Annotated in this window: 15 protein-coding genes; 11 read left to right on the top strand and 4 right to left on the bottom strand. The window is 60.0% G+C overall.

What is annotated here, in order from left to right:
* Positions 1–2: 2 nt before the first annotated feature.
* From ACZ3HH_RS26410 to ACZ3HH_RS26400, 3 genes are all read right to left on the bottom strand, one after another.
* Positions 3–1187 (bottom strand): patatin-like phospholipase family protein, encoded by a 1185-nt coding sequence (locus ACZ3HH_RS26410; protein WP_465809098.1) that lies wholly within the window; start codon positions 1185–1187, stop codon positions 3–5.
* 195 nt (positions 1188–1382) lie between these two features.
* Positions 1383–2018: a response regulator transcription factor gene (locus tag ACZ3HH_RS26405; RefSeq protein ID WP_465809075.1), complete on the bottom strand. Its 636-nt coding sequence runs from the start codon at positions 2016–2018 to the stop codon at positions 1383–1385.
* 4 nt (positions 2019–2022) lie between these two features.
* Positions 2023–4299, bottom strand: a complete 2277-nt coding sequence (locus tag ACZ3HH_RS26400) for a PAS domain-containing sensor histidine kinase (protein ID WP_465809073.1) — start codon at positions 4297–4299, stop codon at positions 2023–2025.
* 230 nt (positions 4300–4529) lie between these two features.
* Here ACZ3HH_RS26400 and ACZ3HH_RS26395 point away from each other — a divergent pair, with 230 nt between their 5' ends.
* The 10 genes from ACZ3HH_RS26395 (at position 4530) to ACZ3HH_RS26350 (ending at position 17739) form a co-directional block, all read left to right on the top strand.
* A complete protein-coding gene (locus ACZ3HH_RS26395) occupies positions 4530–6152 on the top strand; it encodes an acyl-CoA synthetase (RefSeq protein ID WP_465809071.1) in 1623 nt (540 codons plus the stop codon).
* A gap of 122 nt (positions 6153–6274) precedes the next feature.
* On the top strand, positions 6275–6601 hold the full coding sequence (locus ACZ3HH_RS26390) for a DUF485 domain-containing protein (protein ID WP_465809069.1): 327 nt from the start codon (positions 6275–6277) through the stop codon (positions 6599–6601).
* Positions 6601–8271, top strand: coding sequence for a cation acetate symporter (locus ACZ3HH_RS26385; RefSeq protein WP_465809067.1), 1671 nt, complete (start codon positions 6601–6603; stop codon positions 8269–8271). The genes ACZ3HH_RS26390 and ACZ3HH_RS26385 overlap by 1 nt, the downstream gene beginning before the upstream one ends.
* 64 nt (positions 8272–8335) lie before the next feature.
* Positions 8336–10108 carry an acyl-CoA dehydrogenase C-terminal domain-containing protein gene (locus tag ACZ3HH_RS26380; protein ID WP_465809065.1) on the top strand — a complete coding sequence of 591 codons (1773 nt, stop codon included), beginning with the start codon at positions 8336–8338 and terminating at the stop codon, positions 10106–10108.
* 127 nt (positions 10109–10235) lie between these two features.
* Positions 10236–11504: an OprD family porin gene (locus ACZ3HH_RS26375; RefSeq protein ID WP_465809063.1), complete on the top strand. Its 1269-nt coding sequence runs from the start codon at positions 10236–10238 to the stop codon at positions 11502–11504.
* A gap of 230 nt (positions 11505–11734) precedes the next feature.
* On the top strand, positions 11735–12277 hold the full coding sequence (gene phaR / locus ACZ3HH_RS26370; RefSeq protein WP_465809061.1) for a polyhydroxyalkanoate synthesis repressor PhaR: 543 nt from the start codon (positions 11735–11737) through the stop codon (positions 12275–12277).
* 378 nt (positions 12278–12655) lie between these two features.
* A complete protein-coding gene (locus ACZ3HH_RS26365; RefSeq protein WP_465809059.1) occupies positions 12656–13516 on the top strand; it encodes a c-type cytochrome in 861 nt (286 codons plus the stop codon).
* Positions 13517–13531: 15 nt separating this feature from the next.
* Positions 13532–14902: a cbb3-type cytochrome c oxidase subunit I gene (locus ACZ3HH_RS26360; RefSeq protein WP_465809057.1), complete on the top strand. Its 1371-nt coding sequence runs from the start codon at positions 13532–13534 to the stop codon at positions 14900–14902.
* Positions 14902–15717, top strand: a complete 816-nt coding sequence (locus ACZ3HH_RS26355) for an AAA family ATPase (protein ID WP_465809055.1) — start codon at positions 14902–14904, stop codon at positions 15715–15717. Before ACZ3HH_RS26360 ends, ACZ3HH_RS26355 begins: the two co-directional genes overlap by 1 nt.
* Positions 15718–17739 carry a nitric oxide reductase activation protein NorD gene (locus ACZ3HH_RS26350; RefSeq protein WP_465809053.1) on the top strand — a complete coding sequence of 674 codons (2022 nt, stop codon included), beginning with the start codon at positions 15718–15720 and terminating at the stop codon, positions 17737–17739.
* A 92-nt stretch (positions 17740–17831) separates the two neighbouring features.
* Here the strand turns inward: ACZ3HH_RS26350 and phaP are convergent, their stop codons facing one another.
* A complete protein-coding gene (gene phaP, locus ACZ3HH_RS26345) occupies positions 17832–18401 on the bottom strand; it encodes a TIGR01841 family phasin (RefSeq protein WP_465809051.1) in 570 nt (189 codons plus the stop codon).
* Between the two features lie 255 nt (positions 18402–18656).
* Here phaP and ACZ3HH_RS26340 point away from each other — a divergent pair, with 255 nt between their 5' ends.
* Entirely contained in the window at positions 18657–21086 is a 2430-nt protein-coding gene (locus ACZ3HH_RS26340) for a DUF3141 domain-containing protein (protein WP_465809049.1), read from the top strand.
* Positions 21087–21103: the final 17 nt, after the last annotated feature.

Genomic DNA, 21103 nt, shown 5'->3' with positions numbered 1-21103 from the left:
TCTCACGTACTCGGCGATTTATGCCACGGATAGCCTTTGGCACTGAGTTCAAAGGCGTATTTGAACAAGCGCTTCATGTACTCGCCATCGAATTTATGGAGGCGAGAAACGTGGAAGTCGGCGCCGATGTACGCCAGATTGAAGTCCGCCTCATCCTGCTGGGCAATTCGATAAATCCGATCCAGATCGCTGATCCCCTGATTCTGGATCAATGCGCTGATGGCTCGACCACCGATGTTCAAGGTTCGGCGCTTGGTTCCGGACCATTGCAGTTCCAGTTTGCCGTTGCGAATGACATAGAAATGCCGTTCACGCCGCAAACGCGCCCCGGGCACTTGGTTCAGCGCCATTACGGTGCCGGGTGGGTAAAGGAACACCTGCGTAAGGACACCTCCGTCCACGTGCATTTCCTGAAACGGGTGGCCATTAACATCCACATCAATCATGACGGGTGAGACGGCACCGGGAATACTCATCGACGCGACCATAATGTTGCGAAACAGCTCGAGCGCTCCCGGTGCCTGGCTGGAGGCAATAGCGCCCATGTTCCAGGTGACCGGGCGCCCTGAATCAAGGTCGGTTGTACCGATCATCAGAAGCCGTCCCTTGGCGTATTCCGATGCGATCACCGCAAGAATCCCGGCAGTGACGTGCTGCGCAATGAGCCGCGACAGTGGCTTGCTGTGCGCCATACCATCGCTGGCAAGACGGGTCAGCATATTGCGCGCATGGAAAATGTCTTTTGGACCGACTGCATTGCAGATACGCACAATGACATCGTCGTACTGGGGGCCCAGGTAGGCAAACGGGGCGACCAGGGCGCCAGCGCTAATGCCGGTGACGACTTTGAACACAGGTCGACTCCCATGCTGGGTCCATCCCGCAATAATGCCCCCCGCGAATGTGCCGGCGTCGCCGCCGCCCGAAACGGCCAGCAAATTTGCCCGCGGCAGGGTGTCGTTCGGTAGCCCTGCGCTGGCGAGCGCCTCAGCCTCTCGAAGGTTGGCCAGACTTACATCCCGAATGAACGGAGTCAGGTCCTGGTCCAGCCAGTAGCGAGCATCTGGAATGTCCGGAATGAGCGCTCTTTCCGTTAACGTTGGCGGCACCGCATCACGGCGTTGCAGGCACGCTTGACGCAACATGTTCAGGGTTGAGGCGCTGGGTCTGAGCTGGAATGGTTTCAACACGCCTCCTCCGGCCCCTGCAATTGGCAGAGCCCGTCACGCACACTCGACACACCCATGACCAGTCTCAATGGCGAGTGACCTGAACATCTTTCATGCTAGCGCAAGCTCAGGCAGTCATAGCGCTGGCGGGACGTCCGGTCTGTCTTGCGGCTGATCCTCCCCCCATAGACGCTCATCAGAAAACGCGAGCAATCACCGCAGCTTCAGCGGATCAACCAGTTCAGCGGCGATGGCCATGCCCACCAGGTCCGGCAAGGTATTGGCCTGCATGCGTTTCATCACCCGCGAACGATACAGGTCGACGGTTTTCGCACTGACGCCCAGTTGCTCGGCGATCTCACGGGTGGTGTAACCCTGGACCAGCGGCAGCAAAACATCGCGCTCCCGTGGGGTCAGTGTCAGCAAGCGTGCCTGCAGGGCTTCGTGCCCCTGATTGCCCGAGCGGCTTGCCGCGCAGTTGCTGAGCGCCTGTTGCACGCTGTCCAGCAGCAATTGCTCGTTGTAGGGCTTCTCGATGAAGTCATGGGCGCCCGCCTTGAAGGCGCGAACCACGATCGGCACGTCCGCGTGCCCGCTGACGAAAATGATCGGCAGGTTCAGCTCACGCGCGCGCATTTCTTCCTGCACGTTCAAACCGCCCATGCCGGGCATGCGCACATCGAGCAGCACGCAGGCATCGAGCGTGGCATCACAGGCATTGAGAAACTCCACGCCACTGGTAAACGGCAAGGCCTTGAGACCTACCGATTCCAATAACCAGACCGTTGAGTCGAGCATGCCTTGATCGTCGTCGACCACATACACCACGTGCTCCGTCACACCTGCCATTACGTTATTCCTGTTGTTGTTTTGTTGGGCCGGCCAGCGGCAAGCGGCAGCACATCAGCAGCCCGACAGGTTGGCGTCGGGCCTGCAATTCGCCACCAAAACCTTCGATGATGCTGCGGCTCATGGACAAGCCAAGCCCCAGGCCATCGGCCTTGCTGGTATAGAACGGGGTAAATATCTGCTCCAGTTCGGGCTCGCTGACGCCTGGCCCCTGGTCTTGCACACTGATTTCCACGGTTGCACCAGCGCCCTGCCCCGCAGCCATCACGATCAGCGAGGGTTGCCCCGGATGTTGTTCGCGGTTGGCATCGATGGCATTGCGCAAGAGATTGAGCAGGACCTGCTCCAGCAGCACTCGGTCGGCATAAATCGGCGGCAGATTATCCGGTAGGCGATCCTCGATTGTCACTTGGCAATTGCTCGCCTCCCAGGCACATAAACGCACGGCCTCGCGGGCGACCTCAGTGAAATTCAAGGCCTGCATGCGGCGTTGCCCCTTGCGCAGAAACGCGCGCAAACGTCTGATCACTTCTGAAGCATGCGTGGCGTGATGGGTAATGCGCTCCAGCCCTTGCGCCACTTTGGCGGCGGCCTGGGGGTTGGAATCCAGCGTCTGTAAATAGCGCTGGCTGGCATTGGCGTAATTGACTACCGCAGCCAAGGGCTGGTTGATTTCGTGAGCGATGCCCGAGGCCAATTCACCCAGGGTGACCAACCGCGCGGTGTGCGCCAGTTCGTCCTGATGGCGGCGCTGTTGCACTTCACGTAGTTCACGCTCGGTCATGTCCCGCGCCACCAACGAGTAATAGCGCTCGCCGCCGGCCGAACGGTGCGCCAGCAGCACCAGCGATACCGGCACTGAAGTGCCGCCTGCCGGTGGCTGCAGTCGCGCATCGGTGCTCCAGACACCGTCGCGCTCGGCGCTACTCCAGCCATCACGCTGCAGACGTGCCAGGTCGCTGCTGGCGAACAACGTTGCCAGTGCTGGCATCGGTTGTTGCTCGTCGATCCCCAGGATCCGCCGCGCCGCTGGATTGAGGTAAGTGACTTGCCCCTCGGGGTCGATGAACAACACAGGATCGGTGTTGGCCTCGACGACTTCCGCCAGGCGTCGCTTGTTCTCCTCGGCGTGCACCCGGGCGGTAATGTCCCGGGACACGCTGACCACTTCCACCACTGCCCCGGTATAGGTCTCACGAATCGCCCGGCTGGCGGTTTCAAACCACAGGTAATGCCCGTCCCGATGGCGAATCCGATACGTCATCGTGTGATAACCGTCCTGCTCCAGGGCATCCCGCGCGCGCTGCACCAGGCTGGCCAGGTCCTGACCATGGAACAAACCCTGGGCCATTTGCCCGCGCAACTCCTCCGGCCAGTAACCGAGCAATGTCCAGGAGGCCGGCGAGGCATCGAGAAAGCGCCCGTCCGGTGTGTGTCGGGAAATCAGGTCGGTGGTGTTTTCAATGATCAGCCGGTACAGCCGCCGTGCCGTGGCCGCTTCACGCTCGGCCAGCACTTGTGCCGTGGCATCGCGACACCGGGCGAGTACACGGTTGTCCTGCGGATCGGGGATAAACGTCCAGATCAGGATCTGCGCTTCGAATTGGGCTTCGACACCTTCGATGGCGCGCTGCTGGTCCAGGCAGGCGCGTACCAGCACCCGGTGATTGACCGGTAAAAAACCCAGCACATCGGTCAGCGGCTTCTCGGCCAGCAACGCCAGCAGCGCCGCGTTGAACTCCAGCGGCCGGCCCTGCGCATCGAGCAACAGACTCGGTTGCGGGTCGTGTCCCAACAGCGGTGAGCCGCGCAGCATGCCATTGACACTGCTCAGCAAGGTCGTCAGCAAATCCTGCACCCAACCCAGCCAATCAAGACTCACGCCCTCGCACACTTCCACCAGCAACAACCCCGGCTGCCCCGGTTGCAAGGCCAGATCAAACACCTGGCCATGGCTGATAGCGGCCCGACGCAATCGACCGGACAACCAGCAATCGAGTTGCCGCACTTGCGCCAGATCGAGTCGCCCCGCCTCGACCAGTCGATCAAACAGCAACTGATCGCTGGCCAGCGAAGGGTCGCCCAGCCCCGGTGGAAAATGCTGGGCGGCGCCCTCGTGGCTGTAAATCCGCGCATTGGCTTGCCAACTCAGATAAACCGCCCGGCGCACCTCGGGGCAATCCTGCAGCGCACGGCACAACGCATCGGCCCGGGCGGCCAGAGACACACCCTCGCGCTGCAGGCGCAACCAGCTGTGCAATCGAACGGGAGTCAGGGTCATCACAGGTCCGCTTCGTTGGGGAGGCCAAGGATATACCGGCGTTTGCGGTGTCACTGTATTCATTTAGTCCCGCAAGAATCAAATATAGTACATATCCTATATGACGTAGGTTGTACTTCCATATCAATAGCTGAATGTTATATAAATCAGGCCGGACATAAAAGGCGACCTCAGCGGCTACGCTGCAAGGTCACCTATAGAGCTAACAATCAGCCACCGAGTACCCGTACATGTCGATCTATGAACAAGGGCTAAGCCCTGCGGCTGTCAACCATATTGCCTTGTCTCCGCTCAGCTTCATCGAGCGCACCGCCAGCGTTTACCCACACTATCCCGCCGTCATCCATGGCTCGATCCGCCGCACCTGGGCGCAGACCTATACCCGCTGCCGCCGTCTGGCCTCGGCGCTGGCCGGTCGCGGCATCGGCAAGAACGACACCGTGGCGGTGATGTTGCCCAATATTCCCGAGATGCTCGAAGTGCATTTCGGCGTGCCTATGATTGGCGCGGTGCTCAACCCGCTCAACGTGCGTCTGGATGCTGAAGCCATTGCCTTCATGCTGCAGCATGGCGAAGCCAAGGTGCTGATTAGCGACCGTGAGTTCCATGATGTGATTCACGCGGCGATCGGCATGCTGGATCACCCGCCATTGGTCATCGACGTCAATGATCCGGAATATGGCGAAGGCCAGTCTGTCAGCGATCTGGACTATGAAGCGCTGTTGGCCGAAGGCGACCCTGCTTTCGCCTGGCAGTGGCCCGATGATGAATGGCAAGCCATCTCGCTGAATTACACCTCCGGCACCACCGGCAACCCCAAAGGCGTGGTTTACCACCATCGCGGTGCTTACCTGAACTCATTGGGCAACCAGATGACCTGGGCCATGGGCAACCATCCGGTGTACCTCTGGACCCTGCCGATGTTCCATTGCAACGGTTGGTGCTACCCGTGGATCGTCACCGCCATGGCCGGTGTCCATGTGTTTTTGCGCCGCGTCGATCCACAGAAAATCCTCACGCTGATCCGCGAGCATCAGGTCACCCATCTGTGCGCTGCGCCGATCGTGCTCAATGCCTTGGTCAACATGCCGGAATCGGCTAAAGCGGCGATCGATCATCCGGTCAACGCGATGGTCGCCGGCGCTGCACCGCCGGCCAAAGTGATCGGTGCCGTGGAACAAATGGGCATCAAGGTCACCCACGTCTATGGCCTGACCGAAACCTATGGCCCGGTGACGCTCTGCGCCTGGCACGCCGAATGGGATGAGTTGCCGCTGGACGAACGAGCGCAAATCAAATCCCGTCAGGGCGTGCGCTACCCGACGCTCGAAGGTGTGATGGTCGGCGATTCGAAGACGCTGGAGCCGACCCCGCGAGACGGTCAGACCATCGGAGAGATCTTCATGCGCGGCAACACCGTGATGAAGGGCTACCTGAAGAACCCGACCGCCACAGCCGAAGCGTTCGACGGCGGCTGGTTCCACACCGGCGACCTGGCGGTGTGTCATCCCAACGGTTATGTCGAGATCAAGGACCGACTCAAGGACATCATCATTTCCGGCGGTGAGAACATTTCCACCATCGAACTGGAAGGTGTGCTCTATCGCCATCCAGCCGTCATGGAAGCGGCTGTCGTCGCCCGCCCTGATGAGAAGTGGGGCGAAACGCCCTGTGCCTTTATCACATTGAAGGCTGATCACCAGGACGTTCGCGAGGCCGACATCATCAGTTTCTGCCGCGAACACCTGGCCGGTTTCAAAGTGCCGCGCACCGTGATTTTCACCCTGCTGCCGAAGACTTCAACCGGCAAGATCCAGAAGTACGTTCTGCGCGACAGGGCCAAAGCGCTCTAACCGAATCGACGTTGTACCCACCAGGCGACAGGTGTTTTACCTGCCGCTTCGGGCTCGTGCAGGCTGAATTTGGCCCTGCCCCTGCCCTACACACTGATAACAAAAACAATGTGGAGCCACCCATGATCGACATTCATTCAACCGATACCCAACGCTGTGAACGCATTCGGTCCAACCCTAAATTCGTTCAATTGGTGAGCAGCCGTTCGCGCCTGGCCTGGTCGCTGAGTGCTGCCGTGCTCGGCACCTACTACGCGTTCATGCTGGTGGTGGCGTTTGCCCCGCAGTGGCTGCACGCGCCGATCGCCGAGCATCGGATGTTGACCCTGGGCATGCCGGTTGGCGCGGCGATCATCATTTTTTCCTGGCTGCTGACCGGCTGGTACGTCTACAGCGCCAACACACGTTTCGACGCACTGGGCGCCGCGATTCTCGAGGAGAGCAAGTAATGAACCTGCTCAGTAAACTTCTCCTCGCCGCTGCCGGGCTATTGCCGGCCTCCGTTGTGCTGGCTGCACCCGCGCTGGGTGCGGTGGAAAAACAACCGCTCAACCTGCATGCGATCGGCATGTTCTTCGTCTTCGTGCTGGGCACATTGGCCATCACTTGGTGGGCCGCGCGGCAAACCAAATCCACGTCGGACTTCTACACCGCGGGCGGTGGCATCACCGGGTTTCAGAATGGCCTGGCAATTGCCGGTGACTACATGTCCGCCGCTACGCTACTGGGGCTGTCCAGCCTGGTGTTCGCCAAGGGCTACGACGGCTTCATCTATACCATCGGCTTCTTTGTTGGCTGGCCGATCATCACCTTCCTGATGGCCGAGCGCCTGCGCAACCTGGGGCGCTACACCTTTGCCGACATCGTGTCCTATCGCCTGGACCAGAACAAAGTGCGGATCTTCGCCGCCTTCGGTTCGCTGACGGTGGTGTGTTGCTACCTGATCGTGCAGATGGTCGGTGCGGGTCAGTTGATCAAGTTGCTGTTTGGCCTCGACTACCCGGTTGCGGTGGTGATCGTCGGCGCACTGATGTTGGTGTATGTGATTTTCGGCGGCATGATCGCCACCACCTGGGTGCAGATCATCAAGGCTGTGTTGTTGCTTGCCGGCGGTACGACCCTGGCATTCATGGCCATGTCGCAATTCGGCTTCAGCTACGAAACCCTGGCCAGCAAAGCCGTCGAAGCCCACGCCAGCGGCTGGAACATCATGGGCCCCGGCTCAATGCTTGCCGACCCGATCAACACCGCCTCGATGTCGCTCGGCCTGGTGTTCGGGATTGCCGGCCTGCCGCACATTCTGATGCGTTTCTTCACCGTGCCTAACGCCAAGGAAGCGCGCAAATCGGTGTTCTACGCCACCGGTTTCATCGGCTTCTTTTTCCTGGTGGTATGCACCCTGGGCTTCGCCGCGATGGTGATCATCGGCACCGACCCGCAGTACTACGTCAATGGCGAAGTCGGCGGCACCTTGATTGGTGGCGGCAACATGGTCGCCATGCACTTGGCCAAAGCGGTCGGTGGCAATCTGTTCTTCGGTTTCCTCTCGGCCGTGGCCTTCGCCACCATCCTTGCGGTGGTCTCCGGGCTGGCCCTGGCCGGTGCTTCGGCGATTTCCCACGACCTCTATGCCACGGTGTTCAAGAAGGGCAAAGCCAGCGAGAAACAGGAAATGCGCGTGACCCGCATGGCCACCGTAGGCCTTGGCATCATCGCGATTCTGCTGGGCATTCTGTTCGAGAAGATGAACGTCGCGTTCCTGGTGGGCCTGACCTTCGGCATCGCTGCTTCGACCAACTTCCCGGTGCTGATCATGGCCATGTACTGGAAAGGCTTGACCACCAAAGGCGCAATCATCGGCGGTTTCGCCGGGCTGATCTGCGCACTGGTGCTGGTGATCCTCTCGCCAGCGGTCTGGGTCACCGTGCTCGGCCATGCTCAAGCGATCTTCCCGTACGACCACCCGGCGCTGTTCTCCATGCCACTGGCGTTCTTCGTGATCGTCGTGGTGTCGAAACTTGACCGCAGCGTGCGGGCCGACAAGGAGCGTGACGCTTACGCCGACCAGTTTGTTCGCGCCCAGACCGGCCTCGGTGCCGCCAGCGCTTCCAGCCATTGATAGAAAGGGCGCGGCCTGCTCAAGCGGCGCCGTGTCCATCGCACACCCTTTTGAGGTTCACGTTATGCCCGAATTCAACGCCCCGCTGCGCGACATGCGCTTTGTCTTGCATGAAGTGTTCGACGCCCCGGCCCTGTGGGCACGCCTGCCAGCCCTGGCCGACAGTGTCGACGCCGCCACCGCTGACGCCATTCTTGAGGAGGCGGCCAAAGTCACCTCGCACCTGATTGCGCCATTGAATCGCAGTGGCGACGAGGAAGGCGCCCAGTGGGCCGACGGCCAAGTCAGCACGCCGATCGGTTTCAAACAGGCTTATGCCACCTACATCGAAGGCGGCTGGGTGGGCCTGTCCGGCAACGCCGATTTCGGCGGCATGGGCATGCCGAAGATGCTCGCCGTGCAGTTCGAAGAAATGCTCTACGGCGCCAATTCCAGCTTCGCGCTGTATTCGGCGTTGAGTTCCGGTGCCTGCCTGGCGCTGGATGCCCACGCCAGCGACACCCTGAAAAACCTCTACCTGCCGCCGATGTACGAAGGCCGCTGGGCCGGTTCCATGTGCCTGACCGAAGCCCACGCCGGCACCGATCTGGGGATTATCCGCACCCGCGCCGAACCCCGGGCCGACGGCAGCTTCAGCATCACCGGCAGCAAGATCTTCATCACCGGTGGCGATCAGGACCTGACCAAAAACATTGTCCATCTGGTGCTGGCCAAACTGCCAGACGCACCGGCGGGACCGAAAGGCATCTCGCTGTTCGTCGTGCCCAAAGTGCTGGTCAATGCCGACGGTTCCCTCGGCGATGCCAACGCCGTGAGTTGCGGCTCCATCGAACACAAGATGGGCATCAAGGCCTCGGCCACCTGCGTGATGAACTTCGACGGCGCCAGCGGTTGGCTGGTCGGCGAAGCCAACAAAGGTTTGGCGGCGATGTTCACCATGATGAACTACGAGCGCTTGTCCATCGGCATTCAAGGCATTGGCTGCGCCGAAGCGTCCTATCAGAGCGCCGTGGCTTACGCCCGTGAACGTGTGCAGAGCCGCGCACCGACCGGTGCCATTGCCCCGGACAAAGTGGCCGACCCGATCATCGTTCACCCCGACGTGCGCCGCATGCTGCTGAGCATGAAAGCCATGACCGAGGGCGGCCGCGCTTTCGCCAGTTATGTCGGACAGCAACTGGACCTGGCGAAGTTTTCCGATGACGCCAAGGAACAGGACAGCGCGCAAACCCTGGTCGCGCTGCTGACACCGGTGGCCAAGGCGTTCTTCACCGACACCGGACTGGAAAGCTGCATCAACGGCCAGCAAGTGTTCGGCGGCCATGGCTACATTCGCGAATGGGGCCAGGAACAATTGGTCCGTGACGTGCGCATCGCGCAGATCTACGAAGGCACCAACGGCATTCAGGCCCTGGACTTGCTTGGACGCAAAGTGCTCGCCGATAAGGGCTCCGCGCTGCGCCAGTTCACCGGCGAGATCCGCCATTTCGCCCATCAGCCCGACGCGCCCTACTCCGCTCAACTGTTCGATGCCGTGCAGCGTCTGGAAGACCTGAGCGACTGGCTGCAGGACCAGGCGACCACCAATCGCAACGAAGTCGGCGCTGCTTCGGTGGAGTATTTGCACCTGTTCGGTTACGTCGCTTATGCCTGGCTCTGGGCGCGCATGGCGCAGGTTGCCAAGCAAAAGCTGCCCGAAGATACGGGGTTTTATGGCGCGAAGATCGCCACTGCCGACTTCTACATCCACCGCTTGCTGCCGCGCATTTTGAGCCTGGAGCAATCCATCCGCGCGGGCAGTGCCTCCTTGTTTGGCCTGAGCGCCGAACAGTTCTAACGATTGAACCCACGCGGCGCCACGCTCCTCTCTTTTTGGCGTTCGCGTTTTTTATTGATAAGCCCTCGCCCACCTGGCGAGGGCCGCGGGACCTGTCTTTCCATAATAAAAACAAAGGGGCTTCACCATGGACCGCAACACCCGCATCCTCGCTACCCGACTGTTGCTGGCCGGCGGCGTCATCAGCCTCTCGGCCCCCGCCGCTGCTGACTTTGTCAAAGACAGCAAGGCCAGCCTTGAGCTGCGCAACTTCTATTTCAATCGCGACTATCGCCAGGACAATGCCGCCCAATCCAAACAAGAGGAATGGGCCCAGGGTTTCCTGCTGCGCTATGAGTCGGGATTCACCGACGGTTTGATCGGTGTCGGTTTCGATGCCATTGGCCTGCTCGGCGTCAAGCTAGATTCGAGCCCTGATCGCGCAGGCTCCGGCCTGCTCAAACGCCACCGCGACACCAGCAAAGGGGCGCAGGACGAGTACGGCGAACTGGGTTTGACGGCCAAAGTGCGGGCCTCCAAAAGCACGCTGAAACTCGGCACGCTGCTGCCGAAACTGCCGACGGTACTGGCCAACGATTCACGGCTGTTGCCACAAACCTTCAAGGGCGGTCAGTTGACCTCGCTGGAAATCGAAGGCCTGACGGTGGATGCCGGGCGACTGACACAAGTCAATCAGCGCGACTCCTCGGACTACGAGGACATGGGCATCACCCGAACCGGCGCCAAGGGCATCACCACACGTCATCTCGATAGCGACAGCTTCGATTTCGCCAGCCTGAACTACAAATGGACCAGCAACCTCGCCACCGGTTACAGCTATGGTCACCTCGACAATTTCTACAGCCAGCACCTGGTCAACCTGACCTACGTGTTGCCGGTCACAACCGGCCAGTCGCTGAAGACGGATCTGCGCTTCGCCCGCTCCACGGACGATGGTGGCAGTAATGTCGATAACAATGCCATCGGCGCGATGTTCACTTACAACCTCGGCGGGCATGCGTTGGGCCTGGGTTACCAAGGCATGAGCGGCGACACCGGCTACGCCTACGTCAACGGCACCGACGCCTTCCTGGTGAACTTCGTGCAGATCGGCGACTTCGCCAGCAAGGACGAAAAATCCTGGCAGGCGCGCTACGACTACAACTTTGCGGCCGTCGGTGTTCCGGGCCTGACCTTCATGACCCGCTACATTACTGGCGACAATATCGATCTGGGCGGCAATCGTCCGGAAGGCAAGGAATGGGAACGTGATACCGACATTGGTTATGTCGTGCAGAGCGGGCCATTAAAGAATGTCGGGGTGAAATGGCGTAACGCGACAGTTCGCTCGACCCACTTTGGCAGCGACCTGGATGAAAACCGTTTGATCGTCAGCTACACCTTGCCGATTTGGTAATTAGATCCAGTTCCTGTGAGGAGGACTCGCTAACGGCGGGTTCCCCTTTTTTACGACTCGGGAATATTCGGTGTGCTGGAGGGCCTCATCGCGGGCAAGTCGAATCGTCGCACCGCCGCTCCCACAGTGATCTTTGTTGTTCACAAATACTGCATTCACAGCAGAACCCTGTGGGAGCGGGCTTGCTCGCGAAGGGGCCTCAAAAACACCAATGGTGATTGTAGGTTAAGATGCCTGCAAACCAGGCTCGCCACGAGACGCCCCGCATGACTGATACCACCCCACGCCTGATCAAGAAGTACCCCAATCGCCGACTGTATGACACCCACACCAGCAGTCATTTGACGCTGGCGGACATACGCCAGTTGGTGGTCGACAAAATTGCTTTTCAGGTGGTCGATGCCAAGAGCGGCGAGGATCTGACGCGGAGCATCTTGCTGCAAGTGATTCTGGAAGCCGAAAGCGGCGGCGAGCCGATCTTCACCAGCGAGATGCTGATGGGGATTATCCAGTTCTACGGCCCTTATCAGGGCGTACTCGGCAGTTATCTGGACAAGAGCATTCAGACCGTAATCGACATCCAGTCCCAGACCGGTGCGCAATCCTCCGAGGCCTGGAGCACGTTCATGCATCAGCAGGCGCCAGTGATGCAGGACCTGATGCGGCAATATGTCGACCAGTCCAAGGCGCTGTACCTGAACACCCAGAACCTGTTCGGCATGTTCGGCGGCAAGCCAAATGCTGATGGCGGAAAGAAAAAAGACGGTGAATGAAGTACGTCCGAGTCATTGACAGTCGCGCGACGTCTACTAGGCTCACAGTCATCCTGCCTCCCCCACTGAACCACGGCACTTGAATGCAAGGCTTGGTGAAGTCGTCAATCTTTAGCGCCTGTTCGCGGCTGTTCGAATGCAGACCTCAAGCAATCGTCAGCGCAACGGGCAAACGCTCTTTCGCGCGCATTAGCATTTAATGCGTAACGCGAATGACCCTGCACTTTCCACCTGCACTTTCACATTGGGAGGCAGTCGTGCAAAAAGTCTTGAAGCTCGTCAGCTATGCAGTGCTCGTGCTGATGGCCAGCGCGGTCGTCTATGCCGGTGTCATCGGCATCACCTATTGGACCGGTATCGGCGTATAGGGAGTTCGCAATGAACAAACGCCAGACACGCTCATTCGCGCTGATATCGACGGCGATCGCCGCTGTGGTGTTTCTGGGCATGACGGTTGATAGTCACCGGCAGTTCCCCACACTGACCAATGCCCAACAGATCACGCCGCAGGTGACTCGCGGCAAGGATGTCTGGCATCAATACAATTGCATCAATTGCCACACCTTGTTCGGCGAGGGGGCTTATTACGCCCCCGACCTGACGAAAATCACCCAGCAGCGCGGCGCCCCTTACCTCACTGCGTTCCTCAAAGACCCCTCAAAGTTTTATGACGAGAAACGCCATCGTCGTCTGATGCCGAACCTGAAACTCGGCGACGAGGAAATCGCCGATTTGATCGCCTTCCTCGACTGGGTGAGCAAGGTCGACAATCAAGGCTGGCCACCGCGCCCGATTCTGGTAACCGGTGCATCGATCCCCGGCATGGACCTCACCGTGGCACAGCAGAATGCCACCGGTGGCGACCAACCACCTCCCGCCGCCCGCCCGGTGTCCGGCAAGGAAGACCCGATCGCTTTGGGCGAGACGTTGTTTCGAACAACCGCAACGCCGGTGTGCAGCGCTTGCCACTCGATTGCGCCGGGCGTCAACCTCGCCGGACCATCACTGGCCGGGCTGGCCAACCGCGCCAAGCAGGTCATCGCCTCGCCTGACTACAAGGGCAAGGCCAAGGACGCCGAAGGCTTCATCCGCGAATCCATCGTCACGCCGAGTGCCTACCTGCATCCGGGCGACATGTTTTCCGCCAACGGCATGTCCTTCATGCCGGACACCTTCGCCAAATCGCTAACGCCCGAACAGATCGATCAACTGGTCGCCTATCTGGCGTCGTTCCAGTAACCGCAGGGGATGACCATGCGCTACAGATCTCAATCCGTCGCCTACTGGTATTTCGCCGTTGCCATGGTGTTGTTTGGCCTGCAACTGGTCTTCGGCCTGCTCTCGGCGGCCAAATACCTCGGGCCGGATCCGCTGCTGAACCTCTTGCCATTCGATGTCACCAAGTCCATTCACACCAATCTATTGATCGTCTGGGTGCTGACCGGGTTCATGGGCGCGACTTACTGGATGGTGCCGGACGAATCCCGTGGCGAGCTGCACAGCACCAAACTGGCCTACATCCAGCTCGGGTTGTGGACGGCCATGGGCGTCACCGCTGTTCTTGGCTACCTGTTCGGCTATGGCACCGGGAACAAGCTGCTCGAACAGCCGCTGCCCCACAAGATCGTGATCGTGATTTGCATGCTGATGTTCCTCTACAACATCGGCATGACGATCAAGAAGGCCGGGCGTTTCACCGCCACCGAGGGCGTCCTGCTGCTGGGCCTTGCCAGCGCCGCCGTGCTCTTTCTGCCAGCGCTGCTGCACTATGAAAATTACGTGGTATCGATCTATTACCGCTGGTGGACGATCCACCTGTGGGTCGAAGGTGTTTGGGAGATGATTCAGGGGGGCTTCCTTGCCTATCTGCTGATCCGGCTGTCCGGTGCTGACCGCGAGGTGATGGAGAAGTGGCTGTACGTCATCGTCGGCCTGGTGTTCATTGCCGGCATTCTGGGCACCGCACACCATTATTACTGGATCGGCGTTCCTCATTACTGGCTGCCACTGGGCGGTTTTTTCAGTGCACTTGAGCCGATGGCGCTGATCGGCATGGCGATCTATGCCTACAACGCGATGCGCCGCTCCGGCCTCTCTCACCCCAACAAACTGGCCTTGCACTGGACCTTGGGCAGTGCGGTGTCCACCATGTTCGGCGCCGGTCTGCTGGGGTTGGCCCACACCTTCCCCGACGTCAACAAGTGGACCCACGGCACCCTGATTACCGCCATGCATGGCCACGCGGCCTTCTATGGCGCCTACGCCATGATTGTCCTGGCGATGATCACCTATGCGCTGCCCGGCATGACCCGTCGTCCGGTGGAGGAAAGCAGTATCGGTTACTGGGCGTTCTGGCTGCAGTTGGGGGGAATGTTCGGCATGACCTTGTCATTTGCCACGGCGGGCATTGGTCAGGTGTACCTGGAGCGCATTCTCGGCCTGGGCTACCTGGATGTGCAGCTGAAGATTCAGGTGCACTTCCTGATGCTGGTGGCGACGGCGTCGATGTTCAGCCTGGGTGCAGGGCTGTTCATCTTCGAATTTTTCCGCCATGCGCCGGACTTCAATGTCGATGAAACCGATCCGGTCCTGGCCACACCTCGAGCCTCAGGCGCGGCGTTGTGATGGAACGCTCGCTGATGCACGCCGAACCCGCAGCGCTGCAAGCGGAACCCTATTACCAGCCCTGCGGCGACGAGGTGGCGATTTTCGAGCAATGCCATGCGCAACAACTGGCGATCATGCTCAAAGGCCCCACCGGCTGTGGCAAAACCCGTTTTGTCGAACACATGGCCTGGCGTCTCAAACGCCCGCTGATCACTATTTCCTGCCATGACGATCTGAGTGCCAGCGACCTGGTCGGGCGTTTCCTGATCGGACACCAGGGCACCCATTGGACAGAAGGCCCGCTGACCCGAGCCGTGCGCGAAGGCGCTATCTGTTACCTGGACGAAGTGGTCGAAGCGCGGCAAGACACGATTGTTGTCCTGCACCCGTTGACCGACCACCGACGGATTCTGCCACTGGACAAAATCGGCGAGATCCTCGAAGCCTCACCACATTTTCAGCTGGTAGTGTCCTATAACCCCGGTTACCAACGCATTCTCAAGGACTTGAAGCCGAGTACCCGACAGCGCTTTGTGGCGCTGGATTTTGACTTCCCGCCGGCCGAGCGCGAAATCGCCATCGTCATCCATGAGGGTGGCACCGACTACGCCACCGCGCACGCCTTGGTCACTCTCGCCCAACGGCTACGCGCCTTGCAGGACCGTGGCCTGGCGGAAGTCCCCAGTACCCGTCTGCTGATCGCCACGGCACGGTTGATTACCCGCGGCATTGCTGCACCCATCGCGTGCCGGGTCGCGTTGATCTCGCCGCTGTCCGATGACGCGGTGCTGGTCGCGGCCATGCGCGACCTCGTCGACCTGACATTTATCTAAATGGCCGAAGCCGAGGACCTCATCACCGACGTCGCACGCCACGCTACGGTGTATGCGCAGGCGTTATGGCGTCGTCACCGGGCACTCTCGGACACTGCAAAATTCGTCACCCTCGGGGATGTCGCACAACACCTCGATTTACTGATCAAGGCGGTGTTCAACACCCACTATCCGCTGCGGGTCGCGCAACCACCCTCGCCCCCCACGTTCCTGAAAAAGCTTTTGCTGCGTCACGACAAGCCGTGTCAGCAAAACGCCGTACCGGCGACCGATGGCGTGACTATATGGCTGCCGGAAGACTTGGGCAGCAACGAGGCTCCGCTCACGCTGCAACGTTATAAAACCCTGGCCTTGCAACAGGCGATGCGTGCCCGACGAGGCAGCGCCAGCGCCCTGTCAGCCCTCGACAACCCGATGCAGCGCAGCGTCTATCTACTTCTGGAAGCCTGGGCCGCCGATACGGATTTGGTGCGACTGTTGCCGGGGTTAGGGCCATCGATCCATGGCTTGCGTCAACATGCCCTGGCGACTCGCCCGCCGCTTCGCGCCTTTCCCAATCATCGACAACCTCTGGAAAACTTCCTTCGTTTACTGCTGAGTAGCGAATGCGGCACGCCTCTGGAAGAGCTGGAGATACCCGCCAAAACGGCCGACTCGGTACAACAGTCAGAAACCCTTGCGCAACGTTTCCTGTCCATCGACGAACCGCACAGGCTGGACGCTCATTTGTTGCTGCTCGATGCCTGGACCGGCGATCTGCGCGAGCCGTCGGCGGGCCAGAAGGTGTCGACCCTGCCCGGCGAAATCGACACAACCGACACCCTGCCCCGCAGCGCCCGTCTCGCACGTCAGCCCACTGTGCGCGAAGCCTGTGCCGACGAGGACGACGATCAGGAACAAGGCCTGTGGATGGTGCAGCCCGCCGAACCGCTGGAAAAGGCCGAAGACCCCATGGGGATGCAGCGCCCTGCCGACCGGGATATCGATACCCCTGCGGCTGATTTCGCCGAGTCATTGGCCGAACTCAACGAAGCCCGACTGGTGATCACGGCAGGTCGGCCGAAAGAAGTGCTGCTGTCTGACAACCCGCCACAGACCCGCGCTCAACACGGTGTACAGGATCTCGCCAACAACGCAATCAGCTACCCCGAGTGGGATTACCGCCGCCAGGCCTACCGTGATCCGGGTGCGACACTGCACCTGTGTCCAGCCCAGGAAGGCCCGCAGCAGTGGGTCGAGCGTACCCTCGACACTCACCGTCCGGTGCTCGATGCCATCCGCCGGCAATTCGAAAGTCTGCGGGCCCAGCGCGTCAGGCTGCGCAAACAATGGGAGGGCGATGATATCGATCTGGAGGCGTATATCGACGGTTGCGCCGAGGCCAGCGCCGGGCTGAGCATGCCGCAGGCGCTGTATCAGACCCAGCGCCGTGGCCGGCGCGACATGGCGATCATGTTGCTGATCGACGTCAGCGGCTCCACCGACAGCTGGCTGTCCAGCCATCGCCGGGTCATTGATGTCGAGCGCGAGGCGTTGCTGCTGGTCTGTCTGGCGCTGGAGAGCCTGGGCGAGCCCTATAGCGTGCTGGCGTTTTCCGGCGAAGGGCCGCAGCGGGTCATGATCCGCACCCTGAAAGCATTCGATGAGCGCTACAGCGATGAAGTCGGTCGACGCATCGCCGCCCTCGAGCCGGAACGCTATACCCGGGCCGGTGCCGCCCTGCGCCACGCCAGCACATTGCTGATGCGCGAAGCCGCCACGCACCGTCTCTTGTTACTGCTCTCCGACGGTAAGCCGAACGATGTTGATCAGTACGAAGGCCGCTATGGTGTGGAAGACACGCGTCAGGCAGTGATCGAAGCCAAGCTCCAAGGCATCTATCCCTTCTGTTTGACCATTGACCGCCAGGCGGCGAATTACCTGCCGGCGGTATTCGGCTCGCGGCAATATGCCTTGCTGCGCAGACCAGAACTGTTGCCCAGTGTGCTGCTGGACTGGATCAGACGACTGGTATCAGCGTGAACCAGAGCCGCCTCGACAAGGTTTTTCGTGGCACAAAAAAATGGCGATGGGGAATAAACCCATCGCCATTGGTGCCGCTGATCTAGTGTGACTTACTTATTACCGCTGGTAGCCTTGGTGCTTGCTTCTGGAGCAGCTTTGGTGGCCGCGGCAGTCGCTGCCTCGAAACCACTCTGAGCCACATCGGCAGCCTGTTTTACGGCTTTCTGTGCGTTTTCGAACACACTACCGGCATTCGCCAGGCCCGACTTGAACGCAGCCACAACAGGCTCGGAGCCGGCCGGTGCATTCTTGCTGATCGTTTCAACGAACTCATGCACCTGTTGGGTGCCCGCTTCGATTTGGCTCGAAGTCAATTTGGCGATGTCCGACTGAGTACCCACGATCAATGCTTGAACCTGACGATTGAATTCGGCCAGGCGTTCGGTTTGCGCGCTCGGCTGGGTGAAAGAAGCCTGCAGCTCGGCGAAACCTTGTGGATCACGGACGGCCAGCAGCTTGCGAACACCTTCGAACTGCTCCTCGGTGGAGTCGCGCAGTGCCTTGAACTGCAACTGGCTGAGCTGTTCAACGCTGGCGAAGACTTTGCTGCTGATTTGCTGCAAAAGGTCGAGGTTGGCTTTCTGAGCGGTCTGCAGTTTTTCCGAATTGAAAAAAGACATGCTTGAATCTCCTGGTACTGGAAGGCCCTGATGGACCTGAGGACGCGATAGCGATCCGGCCAGTCATCGCGTTAGCCTTGATATTGCAGCGCACAAAACCATTTGGCAACGCCTATTTTTGTGCAGTGCAAAATAAACGTTGCTAACGCCCTCCTTATTCGCTGTAGACTCCTGCTCATCGAACGGCCAGCCTAGCCCTCTTTAACTAAAGGGTTCAGATGCGCAGGTTCCCATGCAAGGCAGCAGGAGATCACCATGGGTCAGAAAGTAAATATTGCGCTGCAAGATGAAGAGCGTAGCGACCCCGCCGGCTTGTTCGAACACCTTAATCATCTGCAGCGCCTCAATACCCACAACATCCTCGACGCCGTGCAGAAGCGCCAGGCAAAAACTTTCGCGCCTTTAAGCCTTCGGCAACTCCAGCAGCCAACGCCTGCTGACTGGCAGGAATACTTCACTGACCTTGGCCAGCGCAGCGTGCTGTTCTGGGACACCTTGCGTCAGCGCGGCGACAACACTCTGGCCCACGAACGCGCCGGGTATCCGCTGCTGCTCAAGTTCAATCATGAAACGCTGGTCGCTGGTGAAGACCTGCCTCGTGCGGTCAACTATTCGTTGCTGAAAATCCTCGGCGGCCCGGGGCAACCGATCGACAGTAAAAAACAGCCCGTGATCATCATCGACCCCCGCGGCGGTCATGGCTCGGGGATCGGCGGTTTCAAACAGGACTCGGTCATCGGCGAAAGCCTGAGAGCCGGCCATCCCACCTACTTCATCGCCTTCAGTCACTCGCCACGCCCAGGGCAAACCCTTGCCGATATCACAGACGCCCAGGCACGGTTCATCGAGGTCGTCAGCGCTCGACATCCGGACAGCGCCAAACCTGTCGTCATTGGTAACTGCCAAGCGGGCTGGGCGTTAATGGGCCTGGCGGCCACTCGGCCGGAATTGCCGGGGCTGATCATCGTCAACGGTGCGCCGTTGTCGTACTGGGCCGGCGTCAATGGCCGCAATCCGATGCGCTACACCGGCGGTTTGCTGGGCGGTGGCTGGATGGCGCGCCTGGGGAGCGACCTTGGTAACGACCGTTTCGACGGCACCTGGCTGGTGAGCAATTTCGAAAACCTGGACCCGGCCAACACCTGGTGGGGCAAGTACTACCACCTGTTCAGCGAAGTCGACAGCGAGGCCGCACGCTTTCTGGATTTCGAACGCTGGTGGGGCAGCCCGACCCTGCTCAATGGCGAAGAGATCGAAATGATTGTCGACGACCTGTTCATCGGTAATCAGCTGTCCGGTGGTCTGGGGCGCAAGAGCAGCGGGCTCGACCTCAAATTGATCGAAGTGCCGGTGGTGGTGTTCTGTTCCTATGGCGACAACATCACCTCCCCGCAGCAGGCACTGGACTGGATCACCGACGTCTATCCCAGCGATCTCGCGTTGCAAAATGCCGGACGCACCATCGTTTACCTGCGACATGCGAGCATCGGTCACCTGGGCATCTTCGTGTCCGGTGAAGTGGCGCGGCGTGAACACCGTGAATTGCTCGGTGCGGTCGATGCGATCAATGCGCTGTCGGCCGGGCTGTATGAAATGCTGATCGAAGACCTGCCGGAGAATTCGGCGACGCCGTATGCCGTGCGTTTCGAACGCCGGCGTATCGCCGACATCCATGGCCAGGTGCAGCCGCCCCGTGATGACGATCGCGAATTCGCGCTAGTGCAACGCGCGTCCGCCATCAACAACAGCGTGTACGACGAATTCATACGCCCGTGGTTGCGCCAACTGATCAACGAACCGAGTGCCGAAATGCTGCGCCGCGCGCACCCTTTCCATCAGCAGCAAGTGGCCTGGAGCAGTTTGAACCCGGCGCTGTGGTGGCTGGCTGGCAGTGCCGCCCAAGTGAGCAAGGATCGTCACCCCGCCAGCCAGAAAAACCCGTTACTAGTCTGGCAGGAACTGTTTTCCAACCAGGTGCAGGACGCCTTGAACGGCTATCGGGACCTGCGTGATGCGGCTCACGAAATGTGTTTCTACGGCGTGTATGGCGTACTCAATAGCCTCGCCGGCAATGCACCCGGTCGAAATCTGCAGGAACACGCCGAGCAGCACGACCAGGTTCTGATCGAGCGCCTGCAGGATGCCTTGCCCCTTGGCGGTCTGATGGAAGCCTTGATACGGATCCTGTTCCTGCTGGGCCGCGACAGCGACGAACCGGGCAAGGAAAGCGTCGAGAAATTGATCCAGCAGCTGCAGGTGCTGCTCCAGGACTACAGTGCCAAGCCGCTTGATTTGCGCGAAACCCTGCGCCTGCAAAAACTGCTGGTCGCCACCCACCCGCAAGAAAGCCTGCACAGCCTGCCCTTAATGCTGGTTGAGGTCCAAGAGCGCGAACAAGTGCTGGCGGCCGTCGCCAATTTGCTGCCCGAACTGCTGACCAGCGGCGCAAACAACCCATGCTGGTGTGAGCTGCACACGCTACTCGACGTACCGCTGCCAGGTTTCAGCCTGACCCAACCACCCGGTGCAGCCGATGCCATCGAAGTGAAAGACCCGGCGATAACGCCAGAGCCGATCAAGCACAAATTTCCCGCATCAACCTCTGACCCCATCGCCAAGGTGGCGAGTGCGGTGCGCAAACCTGCCAAGGGCAAGAAAGCCGTAAAAAAACCTCCGGTGAAATAACCTGAACGTCGACGGGA

It is taken from the genome of Pseudomonas sp. PME37.24/025 (genome assembly GCF_055556615.1).
This window is presented reverse-complemented; position numbering and strand designations above follow the sequence as displayed.